This is a genomic window from Clostridium tyrobutyricum DSM 2637 = ATCC 25755 = JCM 11008, assembly GCF_000359585.1.
Taxonomy (GTDB): Bacteria; Bacillota; Clostridia; order Clostridiales; family Clostridiaceae; genus Clostridium_B; species Clostridium_B tyrobutyricum.
This window is the reverse complement of sequence record NZ_APMH01000035.1, coordinates 25,116-43,982: the sequence shown is the minus strand read 5'-3', so window position 1 is coordinate 43,982 and position 18,867 is coordinate 25,116. Positions and strand designations below refer to the sequence as shown.

15 protein-coding genes are annotated in these 18,867 nt (G+C 32.7%); 6 read left to right on the top strand and 9 right to left on the bottom strand.

Features of this window, described 5'->3' with window-relative positions; all coding sequences use genetic code 11:
- Positions 1-1,205: mannitol-specific PTS transporter subunit IIC (gene mtlA, locus J418_RS0113160; protein WP_017895854.1), on the bottom strand; the 1,205-nt coding region annotated here is incomplete at its 3' end.
- Between the two features lie 844 nt (positions 1,206-2,049).
- Here mtlA and glmS point away from each other — a divergent pair.
- On the top strand, positions 2,050-3,879 hold the full coding sequence (gene glmS, locus J418_RS0113155) for a glutamine--fructose-6-phosphate transaminase (isomerizing) (RefSeq protein ID WP_017752943.1): 1,830 nt from the start codon (positions 2,050-2,052) through the stop codon (positions 3,877-3,879).
- Between the two features lie 40 nt (positions 3,880-3,919).
- Here the strand turns inward: glmS and J418_RS0113150 are convergent, their stop codons facing one another.
- Genes J418_RS0113150 through J418_RS0113140 form a run of 3 tightly spaced genes read right to left on the bottom strand, consistent with a single transcriptional unit; the run spans position 3,920 to position 7,724 of the window.
- Entirely contained in the window at positions 3,920-5,026 is a 1,107-nt protein-coding gene (locus tag J418_RS0113150; RefSeq protein WP_017895853.1) for a GerAB/ArcD/ProY family transporter, read from the bottom strand.
- A 14-nt stretch (positions 5,027-5,040) separates the two neighbouring features.
- A complete protein-coding gene (locus tag J418_RS0113145) occupies positions 5,041-6,210 on the bottom strand; it encodes a Ger(x)C family spore germination protein (protein WP_017895852.1) in 1,170 nt (389 codons plus the stop codon).
- A 20-nt stretch (positions 6,211-6,230) separates the two neighbouring features.
- A complete protein-coding gene (locus J418_RS0113140) occupies positions 6,231-7,724 on the bottom strand; it encodes a spore germination protein (RefSeq protein ID WP_017895851.1) in 1,494 nt (497 codons plus the stop codon).
- Between the two features lie 192 nt (positions 7,725-7,916).
- On the opposite strand from J418_RS0113140, the gene J418_RS16715 reads away from it, so the two are divergent.
- Positions 7,917-8,087 (top strand): hypothetical protein, encoded by a 171-nt coding sequence (locus J418_RS16715; RefSeq protein WP_017895850.1) that lies wholly within the window; start codon positions 7,917-7,919, stop codon positions 8,085-8,087.
- Positions 8,088-8,386: 299 nt separating this feature from the next.
- On the opposite strand, the gene J418_RS16520 is transcribed toward J418_RS16715, so the two are convergent.
- Positions 8,387-8,536: a hypothetical protein gene (locus tag J418_RS16520; protein ID WP_162481334.1), complete on the bottom strand. Its 150-nt coding sequence runs from the start codon at positions 8,534-8,536 to the stop codon at positions 8,387-8,389.
- Between the two features lie 218 nt (positions 8,537-8,754).
- On the opposite strand from J418_RS16520, the gene J418_RS0113125 reads away from it, so the two are divergent.
- From J418_RS0113125 to J418_RS16240, 3 genes are all read left to right on the top strand, one after another.
- Positions 8,755-9,201: a MarR family winged helix-turn-helix transcriptional regulator gene (locus J418_RS0113125; RefSeq protein WP_017752949.1), complete on the top strand. Its 447-nt coding sequence runs from the start codon at positions 8,755-8,757 to the stop codon at positions 9,199-9,201.
- Complete coding sequence (locus tag J418_RS0113120) at positions 9,179-10,396, top strand: MFS transporter (protein WP_017895849.1); 1,218 nt, start codon at positions 9,179-9,181, stop codon at positions 10,394-10,396. Before J418_RS0113125 ends, J418_RS0113120 begins: the two co-directional genes overlap by 23 nt.
- Before the next feature lie 122 nt (positions 10,397-10,518).
- Entirely contained in the window at positions 10,519-10,683 is a 165-nt protein-coding gene (locus J418_RS16240; protein WP_017895848.1) for a YvrJ family protein, read from the top strand.
- A 36-nt stretch (positions 10,684-10,719) separates the two neighbouring features.
- On the opposite strand, the gene J418_RS0113110 is transcribed toward J418_RS16240, so the two are convergent.
- Both J418_RS0113110 and J418_RS0113105 read right to left on the bottom strand, forming a co-directional pair.
- Complete coding sequence (locus J418_RS0113110; protein ID WP_017895847.1) at positions 10,720-11,592, bottom strand: zinc ribbon domain-containing protein; 873 nt, start codon at positions 11,590-11,592, stop codon at positions 10,720-10,722.
- A 26-nt stretch (positions 11,593-11,618) separates the two neighbouring features.
- Positions 11,619-12,992 (bottom strand): zinc ribbon domain-containing protein, encoded by a 1,374-nt coding sequence (locus J418_RS0113105; protein WP_017895846.1) that lies wholly within the window; start codon positions 12,990-12,992, stop codon positions 11,619-11,621.
- A gap of 691 nt (positions 12,993-13,683) precedes the next feature.
- On the opposite strand from J418_RS0113105, the gene J418_RS0113100 reads away from it, so the two are divergent.
- A complete protein-coding gene (locus J418_RS0113100; protein ID WP_017895845.1) occupies positions 13,684-15,417 on the top strand; it encodes a ferredoxin hydrogenase in 1,734 nt (577 codons plus the stop codon).
- A gap of 57 nt (positions 15,418-15,474) precedes the next feature.
- Here the strand turns inward: J418_RS0113100 and hypD are convergent, their stop codons facing one another.
- Positions 15,475-17,877: a trans-4-hydroxy-L-proline dehydratase gene (gene hypD, locus J418_RS0113095; protein ID WP_017895844.1), complete on the bottom strand. Its 2,403-nt coding sequence runs from the start codon at positions 17,875-17,877 to the stop codon at positions 15,475-15,477.
- 38 nt (positions 17,878-17,915) lie between these two features.
- Positions 17,916-18,689, bottom strand: coding sequence for a glycyl-radical enzyme activating protein (locus tag J418_RS0113090; RefSeq protein ID WP_017895843.1), 774 nt, complete (start codon positions 18,687-18,689; stop codon positions 17,916-17,918).
- Positions 18,690-18,867: the final 178 nt, after the last annotated feature.

The following is an 18,867-nucleotide window of genomic DNA, read 5'->3' as shown; positions in this document are numbered from 1 at the left end:
GATCCCATTCCTGCATCACATGCAAATACTATGGAATTTATATCTGATTTTGCTCTTACTGTACTATTTGAATTACTATTTAAACTGCCCTTACTTTCCTGTTTTATAGCATTTACTTTTGATTGGGCTTTATCAAAATCATCTGAAACGGTTTCTTTTGAGCTGCCCTTTAAGATGATAGATGCTACTAAAAATGAAGCTACTGCTGCTGCTGCAACGCCAAGCAAGACTGCAGGTTGTCCACCCTTTGGTGACATTGCCATAAGTGAAAATATACTTCCTGGTGAAGGAACTGCTACCAATCCAGCATGGAAAAGTACGAAAACCAGGTCTCCACAGAGCCCACCACATATAGCTGCAATTATCAAAATCGGTTTCATAAGAATGTAAGGAAAATATATTTCATGTATTCCACCAAAGAACTGGATTATAATAGCTCCAGGTGCTGATTCCTTCGAAGTTCCCTTTCCATAAAGCCAATATGCAAGAAGTATTCCAAATCCTGGACCTGGGTTCGGTTCAAGCAAGAAAAATATTGATTTACCAAGTTTTTGAACCTGTTCAATTCCAAGAGGAGAAAATATTCCCTGATTTATAGCGTTATTCAAAAACAATACTTTTGCAGGTTCCAATATTATTGCAATAAGTGGAAGAAGTCCCTTGTTTGTAATGTAAAGTGCAATATCACCAAGTCCTGTAGATATTGTTGCAACTATAGGTCCAATGAATGTATATGCCAGTCCTGCAAGAATTGCTGCCAATATACCTGCTGAAAAATTATTTATCAGCATTTCAAAACCAGTAGGAATCTTATCCTGTATAAGCTTATCAATTTTCTTTATAAGGTATCCTCCAAGGGGACCCATTATCATGGCACCTATAAACATTGGAATTGGAGCCCCAATTACCACACCCATTGTAGCTATGGCTCCTACTACTCCGCCTCTGGTATCATATACCAATTTACCTCCCTGATATCCTATTAATAATGGAAGCATGTACTTGACCATCGGATCAACCATTTTTGCCATTTTTTCATTTGGTATCCAACCTGTTTTTATAAACAATGCTGTTATTAAACCCCATGCAATAAATGCTGCAATATTCGGCATTACCATACCACTTAAAAAAGCACCAAAGCTTTGCACTTTTTTCTTAATGGAAGATTTATTATTACTATTATTATTATTGCTAAACGTTTCCATATAATACCTCCTAATACTTAAATATTTTAAAATCATTTATTTCTGATGAATTATTCCTGACACTTATTATAATATAGTATGCTCAGCCAATTTTCAATTTCAACAAGTTCAATTTTGTGATACGTTTTCAATGACATTTTTAAAATTACATGCAATATTATGTATAAATTTGATATCAGGAATATAAGCATGAAAATTTAAGTCAGACTATAGATATTGCACAAATTTCTGTAAATATTCAAATTCATTCAGAAAAGGCTTCAAAATCCTTCAAAAAAAAGGCTTTAAACCACTTCATAAAATCTTTCGAATTCTTTCAAAATATAAAATGTAAATATTAAAATAATAATTATATAATGATATTGACAAAAATAAAACTTAAACTATATAATGTATTGACGGAATATTTAAGGCTTATAATTGTTAATTATTTATAATGAAAGGTGATGAGTTATTAATTTAGAAACAAAAAGCGCCAGGACTCAAGTGATTGATAAAAGATTGTCTTTTAGAAGGAAACTCAGACATGCGTCTGAGTAAGTTCGACTAACCAAATCAAAGATTTGGAGTCTCACTTAAGTTGACGAGGATGGGGAGTATCGAATCTTCGGCGGATGCCCCACGGTACCACACTACCGTTAACAACTGATAAATACAGAAAGTGATTTTTGTAACAACATCAGTTTGGTGTCAAAACCTCAATATTCATTGAGTAGGAATACAATACCTTAGTATTCTTAATTATCAATTTTTTATCCTGTTAAAAAATAAATAATATAGGGCTTATTTCTTATACTGTTTTTTAAGTCAGGAAAATTTTATTATAAGAGAGGAAGAATTAATTATGTGTGGAATAGTAGGATTTGTTGGAAAAAAGAACGCAACACCAATATTGATAGACGGACTAAGCAAATTGGAATACAGAGGATATGATTCAGCAGGTGTTGCTGTATTAGATAAAGAAAATAATATAAATGTTGTAAAAGCAAAGGGAAGACTTGTAAATTTGAAGGGCAAGTTAGATTCCAATCCTATAGAAGGATATATAGGTATCGGCCATACAAGATGGGCAACTCATGGAGAACCTTCTGATATAAATGCACATCCTCATTGTAATGCGGATGGAACAATAAGTGTAGTCCACAATGGAATAATAGAAAATTATATAGAATTAAGGGAATGGCTCATGTCTTTAGGATATAAATTCATATCTGACACAGATACGGAAGTTATTCCACAGATTATAGATCATTTCTACAATGGAGACCTGCTTGATGCAGTTATAAAAGCTACTACAAAGCTTGAAGGAAGTTATGCTCTTGGTGTAATCTCATCCAAGGAACCAAACAAACTTATTGCAGTTAGGAAGGACAGCCCTCTTGTAGTTGGAGTTGGAAAAGGAGAATACTTTGTAGCATCAGATGTTCCTGCAATGCTGAGTCATACAAGGGATATATATTATTTAAACGACAAGGAATTTGTAGAAATTACTGAAGATGGTGTTAAAATATTCAACCAGGAAAAACAGCAGATAAATAGAGAATTAGTTCATGTAACCTGGAATGCAGATGCTGCTGAAAAAGGTGGATATGCACACTTTATGATAAAGGAAATAAATGAACAGCCTAAGGCAATAAAGGATACCCTGAGCTCAAGAGTAGTACCTGGAAAGCCTATAAATCTTGACAATATTACAATTACACCAGAACAAATAAAGAATATAGACAGGATATATGTCATAGCTTGTGGAACTGCCTATCATGCTGGTGTTGTAGGCAAATATGTAATAGAAAAACTTGCAAGAATACCTGTAGAAGTTGATATTGCATCTGAATTCAGATACAGGGATCCTATGATAGACAAAAACACATTGATGATTGTATTAAGCCAGTCAGGTGAAACTGCCGATACCCTTGCAGCTTTAAGAGAAGCAAAATCCATGGGAGCAAGAGTTATAGCAATTACAAATGTAGTGGGAAGTTCAGTATCAAGAGAAGCCGATGATGTACTCTATACATGGGCAGGCCCTGAAATTGCAGTAGCTTCCACAAAGGCCTATACAACTCAGCTGATTACAATGTATATGCTGGCACTTTTCTTTGCAGAAAATAAAAAGACTTTAAGCAATGCAGAAATAGACAAGATAAAGGAAGATATGCTAACTATTCCTGAAAAAGCTCAGGAAGTATTGAAAAACAAGGATACAATCCAAAAATTTGCTTCAAACACCTATATGCACAAAGACATGTTCTTCCTTGGAAGAGGGCTTGATTATGCAGTTGCCATGGAAGGTGCATTGAAGGTAAAGGAAATATCCTATATTCACTCTGAAGCTTATGCAGGTGGAGAATTGAAACATGGAACCATGGCACTTATAGAAGAAGGTACTGTAGTAATTGCACTTGCAGCCCAAAATGACTTGTATGATAAAATGGTAAGCAATATAAAGGAAGTAACCACAAGAGGTGCAAAAGTACTTGGATTTACAGCCAAAGGTAAAACAGGTCTTGAAAAAGTTGTAGATTCCACTGTTTATATACCAGAAATAAGTGATGTACTTTCACCAGTGCTTGTAGTAATCTATCTACAGTTACTTGCATACTATATAGCAGTTGACAAGGGCTGTGATGTAGACAAGCCTAGAAACCTTGCAAAATCAGTTACAGTTGAATAATGTAGATTATTTTATGCCGGCATTTTACTTTGCCGGCATTTTATTTTTTGATTCTTTCTTTAATATAAGTTTTCCTTGTATAGCAAAATATTAAGGTAATAACAGGAATTATTACTTGAATAGGGAAATGTATGTATTTCATTACAAAATGATGACCAATATTTAACTGCTGAGGTATATTGCCTGATACTAAAAATGATACTACCAGCATTATAATACCCAAAACTACAGATACAATATCTGTAGTTTTTAATTTAAATAACTGAAATATGCCAAAAACTGCAACATACATAAAAATAGATATTTTAAAAAATCCATCAACTATAAATGAAAGAACGAATATTATATCCAGCCTGGTTAGAAAATCACCTAAATCTATAATCCTATATGTCTCAAGAAGAGGGAAATTACTGTTGATTGCAAAATTTACTCCAAGGGTACATATAAATAGAATATTATTAAATGCTAAAATTACTCCTTCCAGAATTACAGCTATTATAGCAAACTTCTTTATTTTTTCACTCTCGGCAACTAAAGGATACAGCATGGTAAAAACTATAGTTTCTCCATATGGAGCCATAATAATAAGCCATGAACTTTTTAAAGCTTTTATTATTCCATTATTTAATATAGGTTCAAGATTAGATAAATCAAAGGCATTTGGAGTTAATAATATCAACAAAAAACTAACTACTTTTATCAATATCAAGATTATAATATACATTTGAGCCATACTAACTATAGTTTCTATACCACATCGGGTAGCATAAATTATTATAAACGCAGCCAGGGAGGCATAAATTATTTTTGGTGTGTATCTAAGCGCTGTCACAGATGTCAAATCCATAAATTCTCTAAATATAATGCTGGCTATATAAATAAAATAACATATATAAATTAATCCTAAAACATTTCCTATAAATTTTCCATATATCTTAGGTAAATATGTAATAAGTGTATCATTTGGATATTTTTCATATAAAGTTATATACATAATTTGAATAAGTATTCCTACTAATGAATAAAATAAATAACTTATCCATATATTCTGTCTTGCATCCGAAGATAAAAAATATAATACAACGCTTCCGTATTGAAAAAGAATCATTATTACAAAAAATTGATATATAGACATTCTTTTTTTCATAAGATAATTTCTCCTTAGTAACTTATAGACTTCGACAATAGACCTGTATGCTTTATGGTGGATGATACATCTACATTAATTTGTAAATTGCCAAAATTCTTATTCCAATTTTCTTTTATTTTTTCCCACTCATCAGGATGTTTTTTGTATAATAAATCTCCAAATCCAAAAACATCTACTGAAAGTCTATTTTTAGATGCATTTATAGCTGAAACTGCTTCATTATATATAACTTTATCCTGTTTTTTAGCCAAGAAATCAAGTTTATGAGGACTGGTATTAAAATCTAAACTTTGTACTACATCTTGATTTATTTCGTTAATACTCGATTTTTCTTTTATATTCACATTGATATGTATTCCATTACGTCCAATTGATGCTGTCAATCTACTTTTAGAACTTAAAATATTTAAATTTATTTTTCCTGCATTATCATCCTGAATCAATATACTTCCATGTTTTATTCTTCCATTTATCCAGTTCATTCCTCTTGTTTCTTCTTCATTCATATATCCCACAAGTTTATATTTTTCTAATACTGCACTTCCAGATACAATCAAGTCATATTCGGATTTACCATCCCTTAGATCATTTTTACTTATTACACCGCATACATTTACATCTTCATTTTTATTTTTTTCAAAATCAAGATTTGTACACTCTCCTATTACTCCCATGTCTCTTTGCATCCTCACCATATCACCAATACCATATCCAGAAACTGAGTTTTCCTTAGTACGTGTCTTTATTATATCAACAGCTGTACCTTTAGTTATAAGTATTGGAACTACAGGCCTTACATCATTTACCCTTAAAGAAAAATCTATGACGGACTGTATACCATGTTCTGCAAGTTTTTCTCCTATAACTATACACTTTTCATTTGAAAATTTGATTTTCTTACTTAACTGTCTTGAAATATTACTTATTGCTTCATTGATGGTTTTACCACTGGAAACATAAACCAAAGTTCGTGAATCTTGATTTTGTTCCAATGATATACCTATTCTAATAATTTGCAAGCTTATCATGAAATTATTGTTGTCATCTAAATCAACACCTAATGCTGATACAAAACCGAGAGATTCAACTTCATTTTTATCCTGGCATCCAGTAATTATAAATGGACAAAAACTAAATATCATTATCAAAATAAATAAATTCAATTTTTTAAATTTATTCATAGAACCTCCTAAAATCATATTTAACGATTTTTCCTATTTAAATTGCGTTTAAGATCGAGTATTCTCCGAGTATTTTTTAAACCTTCCATAGGAGCCCTGATAACAACATCTTCCATGGAATTTATATTAAAAGGACAAATTGGGAACATATACGGCACTCCAAAAGATTTAATGGAAACAAGGCGCATGGTAAGTATTAAAATCCCGCAAATCAACCCAAACAACCCTAGGCATCCAGCTAGAGTTAAAAGAAAGAATCTCATATATATGATAGGATGCTCTAATTCAAATGCCGGAACTACAAATTTTGTAATAGCAGTCAAGGATACTATTACCACCGTAGGAGTTCCTACTATACCTGCCCTTACAGCTGAATCTCCAAGTATCAATGCACCAACCACACTTATAGTAGGACCTAAAGTTTTGGATACTCTAATTCCAGCTTCCCTCATAAGTTCAAAAGCAAGCAACATGAAAAAGACCTCCCAAAATTCAGGGAATGGTACATTTGCCCTGGCTTCAATTATACTCAATAAGAGTTTGCTGGGTATAAGCTCTTGATGAAACGTGGTCAAAGCAACATATAATGCCGGAAGTTCAACAGTTATCATTAGAGCTAAATATCTTATAAATCTGTTTAATGTAGCTGAAGAATACTTTATATAATAGTCCTCACTGGACTGTAAAAATTCCACGAATAACCCTGGGATGGAGAGAACAACTGGAGATCCATCTACAATAATTACAATTCTTCCTTCCAATATTTTTGCACATGCTACATCTGGCTTTTCTGTCTTGAACATTACAGGGTATATAGTTTTTGGCTGATCGTATATATACTCTGCTATGTAGTTGGATTCCAGCATCGATTCTATTTTTATTCTTTTTAATTTTTTCCTCAATGTATTTACTATAGTTTCATTTGCCTCGCCTGAAAGATATAACATTGAAACATCTGTATTTGTTTTTTCCCCTATTTTAAATTTTTCAACCTTCAAATTACAATTTCTTATCTTTTTTCTTATTAATGCTATATTGGTCATAATTGATTCGGTAAAGCCTTCTCTAGGTCCCCTGGTTGACACTTCTGTAGGAGGTTCACTTATGCTCCTATTGGGTAGATTTTTTAAATTTACTTCAAATGAACTTGCCAGATCCGGTAAAAAGACAATTGGATTTCCTGATAAAACAGCTTCTATTGAATCCTCAAAATTTTCATGGACTTTCAAGTCACTTATCCCCAGATTATATTTAAGCAAATCAGCATAATTCTTATTTGCCGCTTCTGAATTAATATTACAAGTTAATTTAGATATAAGATTATCTTCTATAAGTTTTTTTTCCACTAGATCCTCTATATAAACTACAATGGCCATTTTATCTCTATAATTAAACAATGAAATTTCTCTTATAATTAAATCAAAGCAATTAGAAAAACATTTCTTTATATAATCTATATTTTTTTGTATATCTGTAAATATCCTTGTTTTATTCTTTTTTGTATTATCAGCCAAACTCTAATCTCCTTATCTATAAGAATCAGACATGTTCATAAATACTCCTACTATATTACTTATTATCCTTTTAATTTACTGTAATTATTCACAAAATAACTAAAATTTTAATATTAAGCTTTGAAAAATATTTCCTATGATGCCATACTTTTTGTACTCATAATCAAACTGAAATATGGGGTATAATATAATATGTTAATAGATTTAAGTTTAAAGCTTATCATGGCATCTAATAGAGGTTATTTATATAATGAAGAAATGGATTTTTCAAATAAGTTAATCGACCAGTTACTTGATAGGAAAGTTTCAATTATTGGCATTGATTGTGCAGGGATAAAGACGTATTTTAGAATATACACCTAAGTATCAATATTGTACTGACGGAGGCGTATTTATTGTTGAAAATCTCTGTAATCTAGACAGGCTTTTAAATGAGAGGGATATACTGAAATTTACGTCAAATACATATCCAACTAATTTTGCAGATATGACGGGATTACCTTGTAGAGTAATAGCTGAGATTGAATAATCAATATGTTGAAAGCATGAAAACTCCAATGAGCATAGATTTGATTTTCACATAAATCCATGCTCGTTTTTTATTATAATGTTGTATATAATTTCGCATTTATATAATTTTCTATCTCATCTACAGCCCTTTTTTATCCTCCGGTACTTTTCATATCTTCACTCATATTTATCATATTTTCCTTATAAGTGTTGTCATAGAGTATTTCATGAGCTGTACTTCTTAAATTTTCAACTGTAATATTATTTCTATCAATTATCTTTTCAAGATAACTTCCAGCCAAAAATATCATTTCATATTGTATAATTGAAATTCTTCCCTAAATTTTACTTTACATGTGTAAGTTATCTTACATATTGTTAAATCTGTAAGATATGTATATCATAAAATTTTATATTAACACCAAATATAACATATTCCTATTGATATTTCTATCACTTTTAGCTATAATAAATACTTGTTATACTAATTATTATTATGACAAGTATTGGAGGTGTTTTCATGTATGAATCTTATGATCAGTCCGTTGGAATTTTAACTAATGTTACCAATAAAAAACTAGTACGATATTTAAATACAAATCTTGAAAGGTTTAATATTACAACTGAACAGTGGATAGTGCTTCTCAAATTATCCGGGAAAAATAAAATAAGTCAAAAATCATTGGCTGAAATCGTCAATAAAGATCAACCCACTTTAACCAGAATATTGGATATTTTAGAAAAAAAGTCTTTGATAGAAAGGCATCCCAATGAAAAGGACAGACGGTGTTTTGTTTTACATATAACAGAAAAAGGTACAGCCCTTAAAGAAAAAATAGAGCCATTTTTAGAAAATGTTTTTGAAGTTATTCTTCAAGGAATACCTTCTGAAAATTTAAACATGTATACAAAAGTTCTATTGCAGCTAAATGAAAACATTGATAATGCATATAGTAAAAATAAATAAAGGAGGAAATATGGTGGAAACGTCAAAAAATTTATGGACAAAAGATTACATATTTATGTTATTATCAAATTTATTTATATATCTAGCCTTTTATATGCTTACTCCCACACTTCCGGCCTATGCAAAATTGTCTGGTGGAAGTAATTTGGAAAGTAGTCTTGTAGTAAGTACTTTTTCAATAACCTCTCTATTGGTCAGGCTTTTTGCAGGAAGTATTATGGACAAGTTCAGTATCAAACCCCTGCTTGCAATTGGTGCAGTAATATTGGCATTAACTACATTATCTTATAACTGGCTTTCTATAGATGCAATTATATTTATGCGTATACTTCAGGGAATAGGTTGGGGGCTTGCCTCTATTGGAGCAGCTGCTCTATTCTCCAATATCATACCGGAAAATAAAAGAGGCGAAGGTATGGGATACTACTCTCTTTCGATGATAATTTCCATGGCATTGTCTCCTGTAATTTCAATTATTATTATGAATGCATATGGTTTTAAAAATATCGTTTTTATTTCAATATTTTTAGTTGCTTTGGGAATTTTATCTTTAAGAATGGTAAAAGTAGAGAGGCTGCAAACTACATCCAACTCAATTAAAAAAATCAATTTAAAAGATGCCTTTGAAAAGAAAGCAGCTCTTCCTTCCCTACTGTGTTTTCTTCTTACGGTTACTTTATGTGGAATCATGAGTTACATAATGCTCTATGGAAAAGAACTAAAGCTAACTAACATCTGGATATATTTTATGGGATTTGTAGCAATGGTTCTTGTAACCAGACCTGTTATAGGAAAAATATTTGATGAAAAAGGACATGTTGTATTGATTATGCCAGGAGCTGTTTCTCTAATCATAGGTCTTGTCATATTATCATATGGACACTCTATTGGTGTAATATTGGTATCTTCTTTGTTCTATGGTCTTGGATATGGTGCTGTACAACCTTCATTGCAAGCTTGGGCGGTAAATCGTTCTCCTTCCAACAGAAAAGGTGCTGCCAATGGAACCTTCCTTTCATCCATGGATCTGGCCTATACACTAGGTTCCATATTTTTAAGTTTCATTGCTGAAAAACAAAGCTATGGATTTATGTACAGATTTTCTGCTATATTTATAGTTTTATTGCTAGTAATATATTCATATAATGTGATTAAGCATAATAATGCTGCTGTATTAAAAGAAAAAGTTTCCTGAATTTAAAAATATACTAAAAAAGTATTGGTTAATTATTTTTAATTTTATAGCAGCCGGTTGGCTGCTTATTTTTTTATAATTGCATATATACTAAGTATAATGCCAAAGGGAAGGTGATATGAATGTATGACCAACTGGTTAATTTAATCAGTACCTTGGGGTTCCCTATAGCAGTTAGCGTATATCTTCTTATAAGTGTAGGTACAAAACTTGATTCATTGATCAATAATGTACAAAAACTTGAAGAAGATATATCTAACCTTATAAAATACCAAAGGGAGAAATAGATATTTTCTATTTCTCCCCTTATCTCTTAATTAAATTTATAAATTCAAAGCTTTTATGTTATACATAATGGATTCTACTATACTTGCTATAAAAGATAGTATAAATTTTTGAAGACATGCTATCTGTACAATAATTACAATTAAAACTGTAAATGAAACTACAAATACAGCATGGTTTTGAGAAATTTTCAATGATTCATTTACACTCATAGTAAAGCATACGAGTGAGATTATAAGTCCAAGCAATGCAAGTATAATTCCCAAATAAACTGATGCATATGAAAAAATAATTGATAAAAATTTAAAGTAGACAACAGGCATTGCAATTATAAGTGCTGTTTTATAAAATTTAAAAACTTCAGGTTTATTTTTGGATAATATTGCATTTGACACACAAAGTATTATAAAAATAACTACTATTGAAATTAAAATAAGTACACAATTTTGAACAAACACTTGTCCATAAGGTATTTTTATAATTGCTTTTATCTGTGCCAGTCCTGCAGTTATCTCATTCATGTCACTATTACTTAATGAATCACCTAAACTAGGATCAATAATTTTTGACATGGCAACTATTTTATTTATAAATTTTATTGCTACATCATTTATATTTGATACAATCTGATTTACTTTCCACATTCCAAGCAGCCCATTTACCACTACAGTAAACACCGTCAAAATAATGGTCGTATTTTTTCTACCACTATTTATAAAATTCTTTGCAGTTGTAACTGGCTTTACAAACATATTTATAAAAATTTTTGCTAGAACTTGCAAATCCATATTTATATTTGGTCTGTTTTTATGCTCAGCATTTGTGTCAATATTCTTCATCCTTGTTCCACAGTTTGGGCAATAAGCATCCCCTTCTTCAAGTTTTTGTCCACATTTAGAACAGTAAGCCATATTTATTACCTCCAGAATAAAATTTCTTATGATATACTTGTAAGTTGATACATTCCCATATCATCGTTGTATTTGAAACCATAAGTATATTTGAAACTCTTTATGGAACTATCCCCGTCTTTTGAGGTTATCCTATAAACTTCCGCTGTAGTTACAGTTCCTGATTTATTGTCGTCTGATAAATTATAGGAAATTACGCTGCACGACACTATCTCTTCATTTACTCCCTTATTGTAAGTATCTGAAACATATTTTACCTGTGCATTATACAAATTACTTCCAGGATAAAGATACGGTGCTGTATTTGAAAAATCTCCTGAATTTATAGCCTGGCAAAAATAAGTGGTATACATGCTCATGAGGTTACCTATCTGTGATTGTACATTACTTAAATTTTCCTCCGCGCCACTAAAATTAAGCTCTACATCACTATCTCCCGAGGCCACCATATACTCATCACTTTTTAATTTCTTGCCACCCTCATCAGCTATTGCATATATTTTCGTACCTGGATTTACAGGGCCAAAATTTCCTGCATCGCTTATTCTCACTTTTGAATTCTTGTTGTTTACAAAAATTTCAGCATTTGGATATTGCCCATTTATCTGAATATATTTCAGGTCTTTAAATACATCTACGTTTACCCTGTCATTTTCCGAATCTACAAGATCTATATCATAAGCTTTATTCAATGATGTATAATTGCCTTTATAATTTGCATATAATTTATATTTCCCAGGCATGAAAGGTCCAAATTCCTTTGTGAAATTATCTGTATCACTTTTTCCAATTTTATTTCCATCAAGGGACAGTTCAACATTTTTTATACCTGTATTTATCTGTATAAAAGTAGGTCTAACATTTACCTTGTATTTTGGGAAAAAGAGCATTGTCCTTCCGGCAATTACCAGACTGAAATTATTTTTTGAAGCAGCACTTGCCTTTTTTATCAAATTGGTATTGGAAATCTGAGTGTTCATATTGTCTACTACTTTGTTCAAATAGGATGGGTTGTCTTTAAAATATGATATCAAAGTTGAACTTCCACTTTCGTCTATTTTCAATCTATTGTCATTAGAGTAAAGTATCTTGCTCAGATCGGATTTGTTCCCGGAGGCAATATCAGCTTGAAACCGGTCTGCTATTTTAGACGGGCCTGCAAGCGATCTGCCCATGAAAATAAAACATACAACTACAATTATTGCTATTACAGCCGACAATATGCCAATCTTTTTTCTCTTTGACAACTTAGGTAAACCAGGTTCCTCATCCAGTTCTTCATCCTCTACCTCTTCATCCTTCAAATTTTCATATTGTTTTAAGGCAAAATTATATCCACAATTATGGCATGTGGTTTCACTTTCTTCCAATTTGCTGCCACATTTTGTGCAGTAATTCATATTATCACTCCAATCATTGTAATATTCTTAAAATATTTATATAAAATTCATACTTTATTTATAATATATTCTACAAAATACATCAAATTCCTTTATGTTCAATATGCTCAGGTTTATAATAGATTTAATGAAATCAAAAATTGGATAGAAATATACTAACCTAGATTCACCAAGGAGTGTTAAATAAAACGTTCCTGAAAGGAAACTAAAGCCTTGAAATTTCCTAAAATCACCTGTCCTATATCACCGGTAAATTTCTCTCGAAAGTAATATCATAAAATATAATCTCCTCTTTAAAATAATCATATTTAAACAGTAATATTGAATTATTTATTCATATCAAACAATTCAATATATGAATTTATATTATAACGTAGCTTGTTTAATATTTAAACAAATGGGTAATTCTTTGTTATATATATAACATCTCTTATCTAAAAATTATATTTCAAGAAGTTTTTATTAGAAAAAAGTCATTATCCATATTGAATTATAGATGAAAATTAGTCTGTTATATCTATAATTAATTTGTGTTATATAACACAAATGGTTATATAATTCATATTATAATATTGTACTATTGATAATATTGCTATTTTGTACTATTATATATATATACTTTACAGCAATCATTATTTTATATTTATATTAAAATTTGAACTTAATTTGATTATTTAAAAGGAGTATTTAAATGATTACAGTTGTTTTAGATGGTAAGCAAATAGAAGCTGAAGAAAACGCCACTATACTTCAGGTAGCAAGGGATAACGATGTATATATACCTACACTTTGTTATCTGAAAGATTGTTATAATTTTGGCAAGTGCGGTATATGTCTTGTAGAGGCAAATGGCAGAACAATAACGGCATGTACTGCCAAAGTCAAAGAAGGCATGATAATTAACACCAAATCAGATACTGTAAAAGAAAGAATTAAAAAGAGAATGTCAAAACTTCTTGATTCTCATGAATTCAAATGTGGGCCATGCCCAAGAAGAGAAAATTGTGAATTTTTGAAGCTTGTTATCCAAACCAAAGCAAGAGCTTCAAAACCATTTTTACCAAAAGACAAATCTGAATATATAGACACAAGAAGCACTGCAATAATGCTTGACAGAACCAAATGCGTATTATGCGGCAGATGTGTTGCAGCATGCAAAACTCATTCCGGTACCTCTGTAATGAAGTTTATAAAAAAAGATGGCAAAAGAGCAGTTGGAATTGAAAACGACCTGTGTTTTGACAAGTCAAATTGTCTGCTGTGCGGTCAATGCGTAATTGCTTGTCCCGTTGCAGCTTTAACTGAAAAACCTCATATAGACAGAGTAAAAAAAGCACTTGCAGACCCTAAAAAACACGTAATTGTAGCTATGGCACCTTCCATTAGAACTGCCATTGGTGAGCTATTCAAAATGGGATTTGGAAAAGATGTAACAGGTAAACTCTATACTGCCTTAAGAATGCTGAATTTCGATAAAATATTTGATATAAACTTCGGAGCAGACATGACTATAATGGAAGAAGCTACTGAACTTTTGGAGAGAATAAAAAATGGCGGTCCTTTTCCAATGTTTACATCCTGCTGTCCAGCCTGGGTAAGACAAGCTCAAAATTATTATCCTGAATTACTTAAAAATCTTTCATCTGCAAAATCACCACAGCAGATATTCGGTACTGCCACTAAAACCTATTATCCTGCTATATCGGGGATAGAAGCGAAAGACGTATACACTGTTACCGTAATGCCCTGCAATGATAAAAAATATGAGGCCGATCTTCCCGAAATGGAAGTCAACGGAATGCGCTGCATAGATGCCGTAATAACTACCCGGGAACTTGCTAAAATGATAAAGGATGCAAAAATCAAATTCACCTCTCTGGAAGATGGAAAAGCTGATCCTGCCATGGGTGAATACAGTGGTGCGGGAGCAATATTCGGTACAACCGGCGGTGTTATGGAAGCTGCTTTGAGAACTGCAAAGGATTTTTCAGAAAATAAGGAACTTAAAAATATAGACTATACTGAAGTAAGAGGATTCAATGGAATAAAAGAAGCCACAGTTGAACTTTCAGGAAAATCATATAATGTTGCGGTAATAAATGGTGCTGCAAATTTATTCAAATTCATGAAATCTGATAAAATGAAAGAGAAACAGTACCACTTTATAGAAGTCATGGCATGTCCCGGGGGATGTATAAATGGAGGAGGCCAGCCACATATAAATGCTATGGACAGGGAGCTTGTAGACTACAAAGTCCTGAGGGCTTCTGTTCTGTATAATCAGGATAAAAACCTTCCAAGAAGAAAGTCCCATGAAAACCCTGCAATATTAAACATGTATGGCAGTTACTTTGGAAACCCAGGTCAAGGTCTTGCCCATAAGCTGCTTCATCATAACTATGCAGCAAAAAAATCATTGGTTTAAGGTAATATGGGGTCAGATCCTATGTATAAATTTTCCATAGGGTCTGACCCCATTCATTCAAGCAAATCCCTGCTCCGTACGGTTGATAATTTCATCCTGCAGGGCTCTATCCAGATTATTAAAATAATCACTGTATCCGGCAACCCTTACTATCAAATTCTCATATTCCTCGGGATGCTTTTGAGCATCAAGCAAAGTTTTTCGATCAACAACATTGAATTGTATATGATGACCATCCATGGCAAAGTATGAACGGATCAAAACTGCCAAATTGGATACTCCGTCTTCACCTTGAACAACTGCCGGTGTAAACTTTTGATTCAACAATGCCCCTCCAGTCTTCAGCTGGTCAATTTTAGAAGCAGACTTAATTACGGCAGTAGGGCCATTTCTATCCGCACCCTTTTCAGGAGAAATACCATCTGGAAGTGGAACACTGGCATGGCGGCCGTTAGGGCTGGCTTCCATTACCTGACCAAAATATACATGACAAGTTGTTGGAAGGAATTCAACTACAGTCCTTGATCCCTTTGGTGTAGTTCTTCCTGCAATAGCATCCTGTAGAGAATTTGAAACATCTCTCAATATATCATCTGCATAATCATCGTCATTTCCATACTTTGGAGTATTGTTATAGACTGTTTCAAAGATTTCATCATAACCTTCAAAGTCAGCTTTACAAGCTTTTAATAACTCATCCATAGAAAATTTCTTATCTTCAAATACATTTTTATTTATAGAGACAAGTGAGTCAGTAATAGTTGCTATGCCTACACATTGAATATAGCTTGTATTATAGCGGGCCCCACCAGCATTGTAGTCAATACCGGATTTGATGCAATCATCAGTTATAACAGATAACAATGGGACTGGCATATACTCCATATACATACGTTCAATCAAATTGTTTCCTGCAATTTTCACGTTTACTACATATTCCAGTTGTTTGTAGAAGGCATTATAAACTTCTTCATAGGACTTGAATTCACGTGGATCTCCAAAATCCAATGCTGCCTGTTTTTTTGTATAACTGTCAAATCCACGATTCAACACTAGTTCAAAGATTTTCGGTATATTCAAATATCCAGTCAGTACATAAGCTTCCTTCCCAGCTGTACCAGTTTCCACACATCCGCTGGCAATTCCGCACTCTCTGGCGTCATCAATGGACTTACCAAGGAACAACAATTCCTGTATAATAGCCTCGGAATTGTAAAAGGCTGGCTGCCCCCATCCTTTACGTGAAATTTTCACTGCCTCACGCAGGAATTTTTCTGGAGTTTTGCGGGATATCTGTACATTTGAACTAGGCTGCAGCAATTTCATCTCATCCATTACTTCCAGAATCAAGTAGCTGACTTCATTTACACCTGTTGTTCCATCAGCACGCAGAGCCCCTGTATTAATGTTGCAGAAATCCGTATAAGTAGCACTTTCCTTTAAAGTTATCCCAACCTTTGGAGGTGCAGGTTGATTGTTAAACTGTATCCATAGATTTTCTAAAATTTCACGGGCTCCTTCACGAGTCAGACGACCTTCTTCGATATCTTTCTCATAGAAAGGTTCAAGATGCTGATCAAATTTACCTGGAGAATAAGCATCCCAGTTATTCATTTCAGTAGTAACTCCTATATGGGTAAACCAGTACATCTGCACTGCCTGACGGAAGGTTTCTGGTGCATGTTTTGGCACTGCATCGCAAACTTCAGCCAGATCCAATAATTCCTGTTTCCATTGTGAATCCTCTTCAATGGATGCCAGTGCACGTGCCTTGGCTGCATAACGCTGTCCAAAGATAATCATGCCTTCGCAAACCAGCTTCATACCTTCCAATTCTTCCTTTTTATTAAGTGCAAGTACATCATTATTGTAATCCAAATGGTCAATTTCATATTGAATATCATCAATAAAATCAGCATACCCTTTACGGTATATCTTGCCGTCAGCTACAGTATGCCCTGGACCACGCTGCATCAAAAATTCAGTATACAGCCCTGCATCAAACAGCTTGTGCCATTCATCCGGCAATAATCTGTTCATCCGTGTCATCAGCGCACGATCCTTCCAGTAAGGAATAATTACTTCTTTCTGAATTCTCATGTCCTCTTCAGAAACTTTAAAAAAGACCTTTTCCCTGTTGTTCATATTATTAAAATCTTCCATAGTATGACAGCATAATTCCGGGAAAGTTGGTGCAGCCCACGGCTTGTGTCCTTTTTCTCCTAATATGATAGCGCCTTTTTCAATGTAAAGTGTACGATTTTCCATAATGTACTTAAAAGCTAATCCACGAAGAACTGGAGTTGAAAATTTTCCTTCATACTTTTTGTAAGCTTCTGTTAATAAAACTGCCCTCTCCATGGAAATACTGGGCTTACTTTTTTTAGTACTAATTTCTCTTAATCTCCTTATACGTTCTGTTGAACCTCTTTTTACTTCTTTTAATACTGATTCTGCCATTTTATTACCCCCTTAAAAATAATTACAATGAGCAAACACTAACCGCCAATTTTTACAGTATACCCGACTTTTTCGAAGTATCCCTTGATTTCCTCTATACGTTCATCATCTGGTTTTTCAAAGTTTTGAGTACATTCCCTGTTCAAGCTACTATACTTGTCCCTGCCAAAATCGTGGTATGGCAGAAGATTAATACTTTCAATGGAAATATTCTGTTCTCTGAGCCAGGATGCAATTCCACAAATTGCTTCATCATCAACATTGACATCATTAATTAGAATAAGACGCAAATTGATTTTTCCTCCATGACTGCTTATCAACTTAAGATTTTCCAACACAAGATTATTGGATGTTCCCGTATATTTTTCATGCATTTCAGAATTGATTAACTTTAAGTCATATAGAAAAAGATCAGTATAAGGTAATATTCGTTCATAATTATGAGATGGAACTACACCACAGGTATCAATGACTACGGATACCCCTAATCTATTAAGTTCTTTTACCAACTCTTCAATATAATCCATATCCTGGGTCATAACTTCTCCTCCGGATAAAGTTACGCCGCCGCCGGATTGATCATAAAATATCTGATCTGCCTGAACTATCTTTACAAGCTCCTTTACAGTATATTGCCTGCCTATCACTTCTTCTTTTCCATCCTTGTTTTTCATCAATTCAGGCTGATACCTTTGGCTTTCTGGATTATGACACCACATGCACTTTAACGGGCAGCCCTTAAAAAAAATTGTAGTGCGTACACCCGGCCCGTCATGAACAGAAAATTTTTGAATGTTGAATATATAAGGCATGTTGATTGAAACCGCCCCCTCTTATTTTTACTTTTGATTATAATTCATAATAATGAAAATTTCAATATTATTTTTCATATTAATGAATTTATGTATTAATAGAAAAAGGCTTTATTACTTGAAAAGTTTTTGAGAATCCACTATACTTTTTGTATTTAAAAGATTATGTAAATTAGTT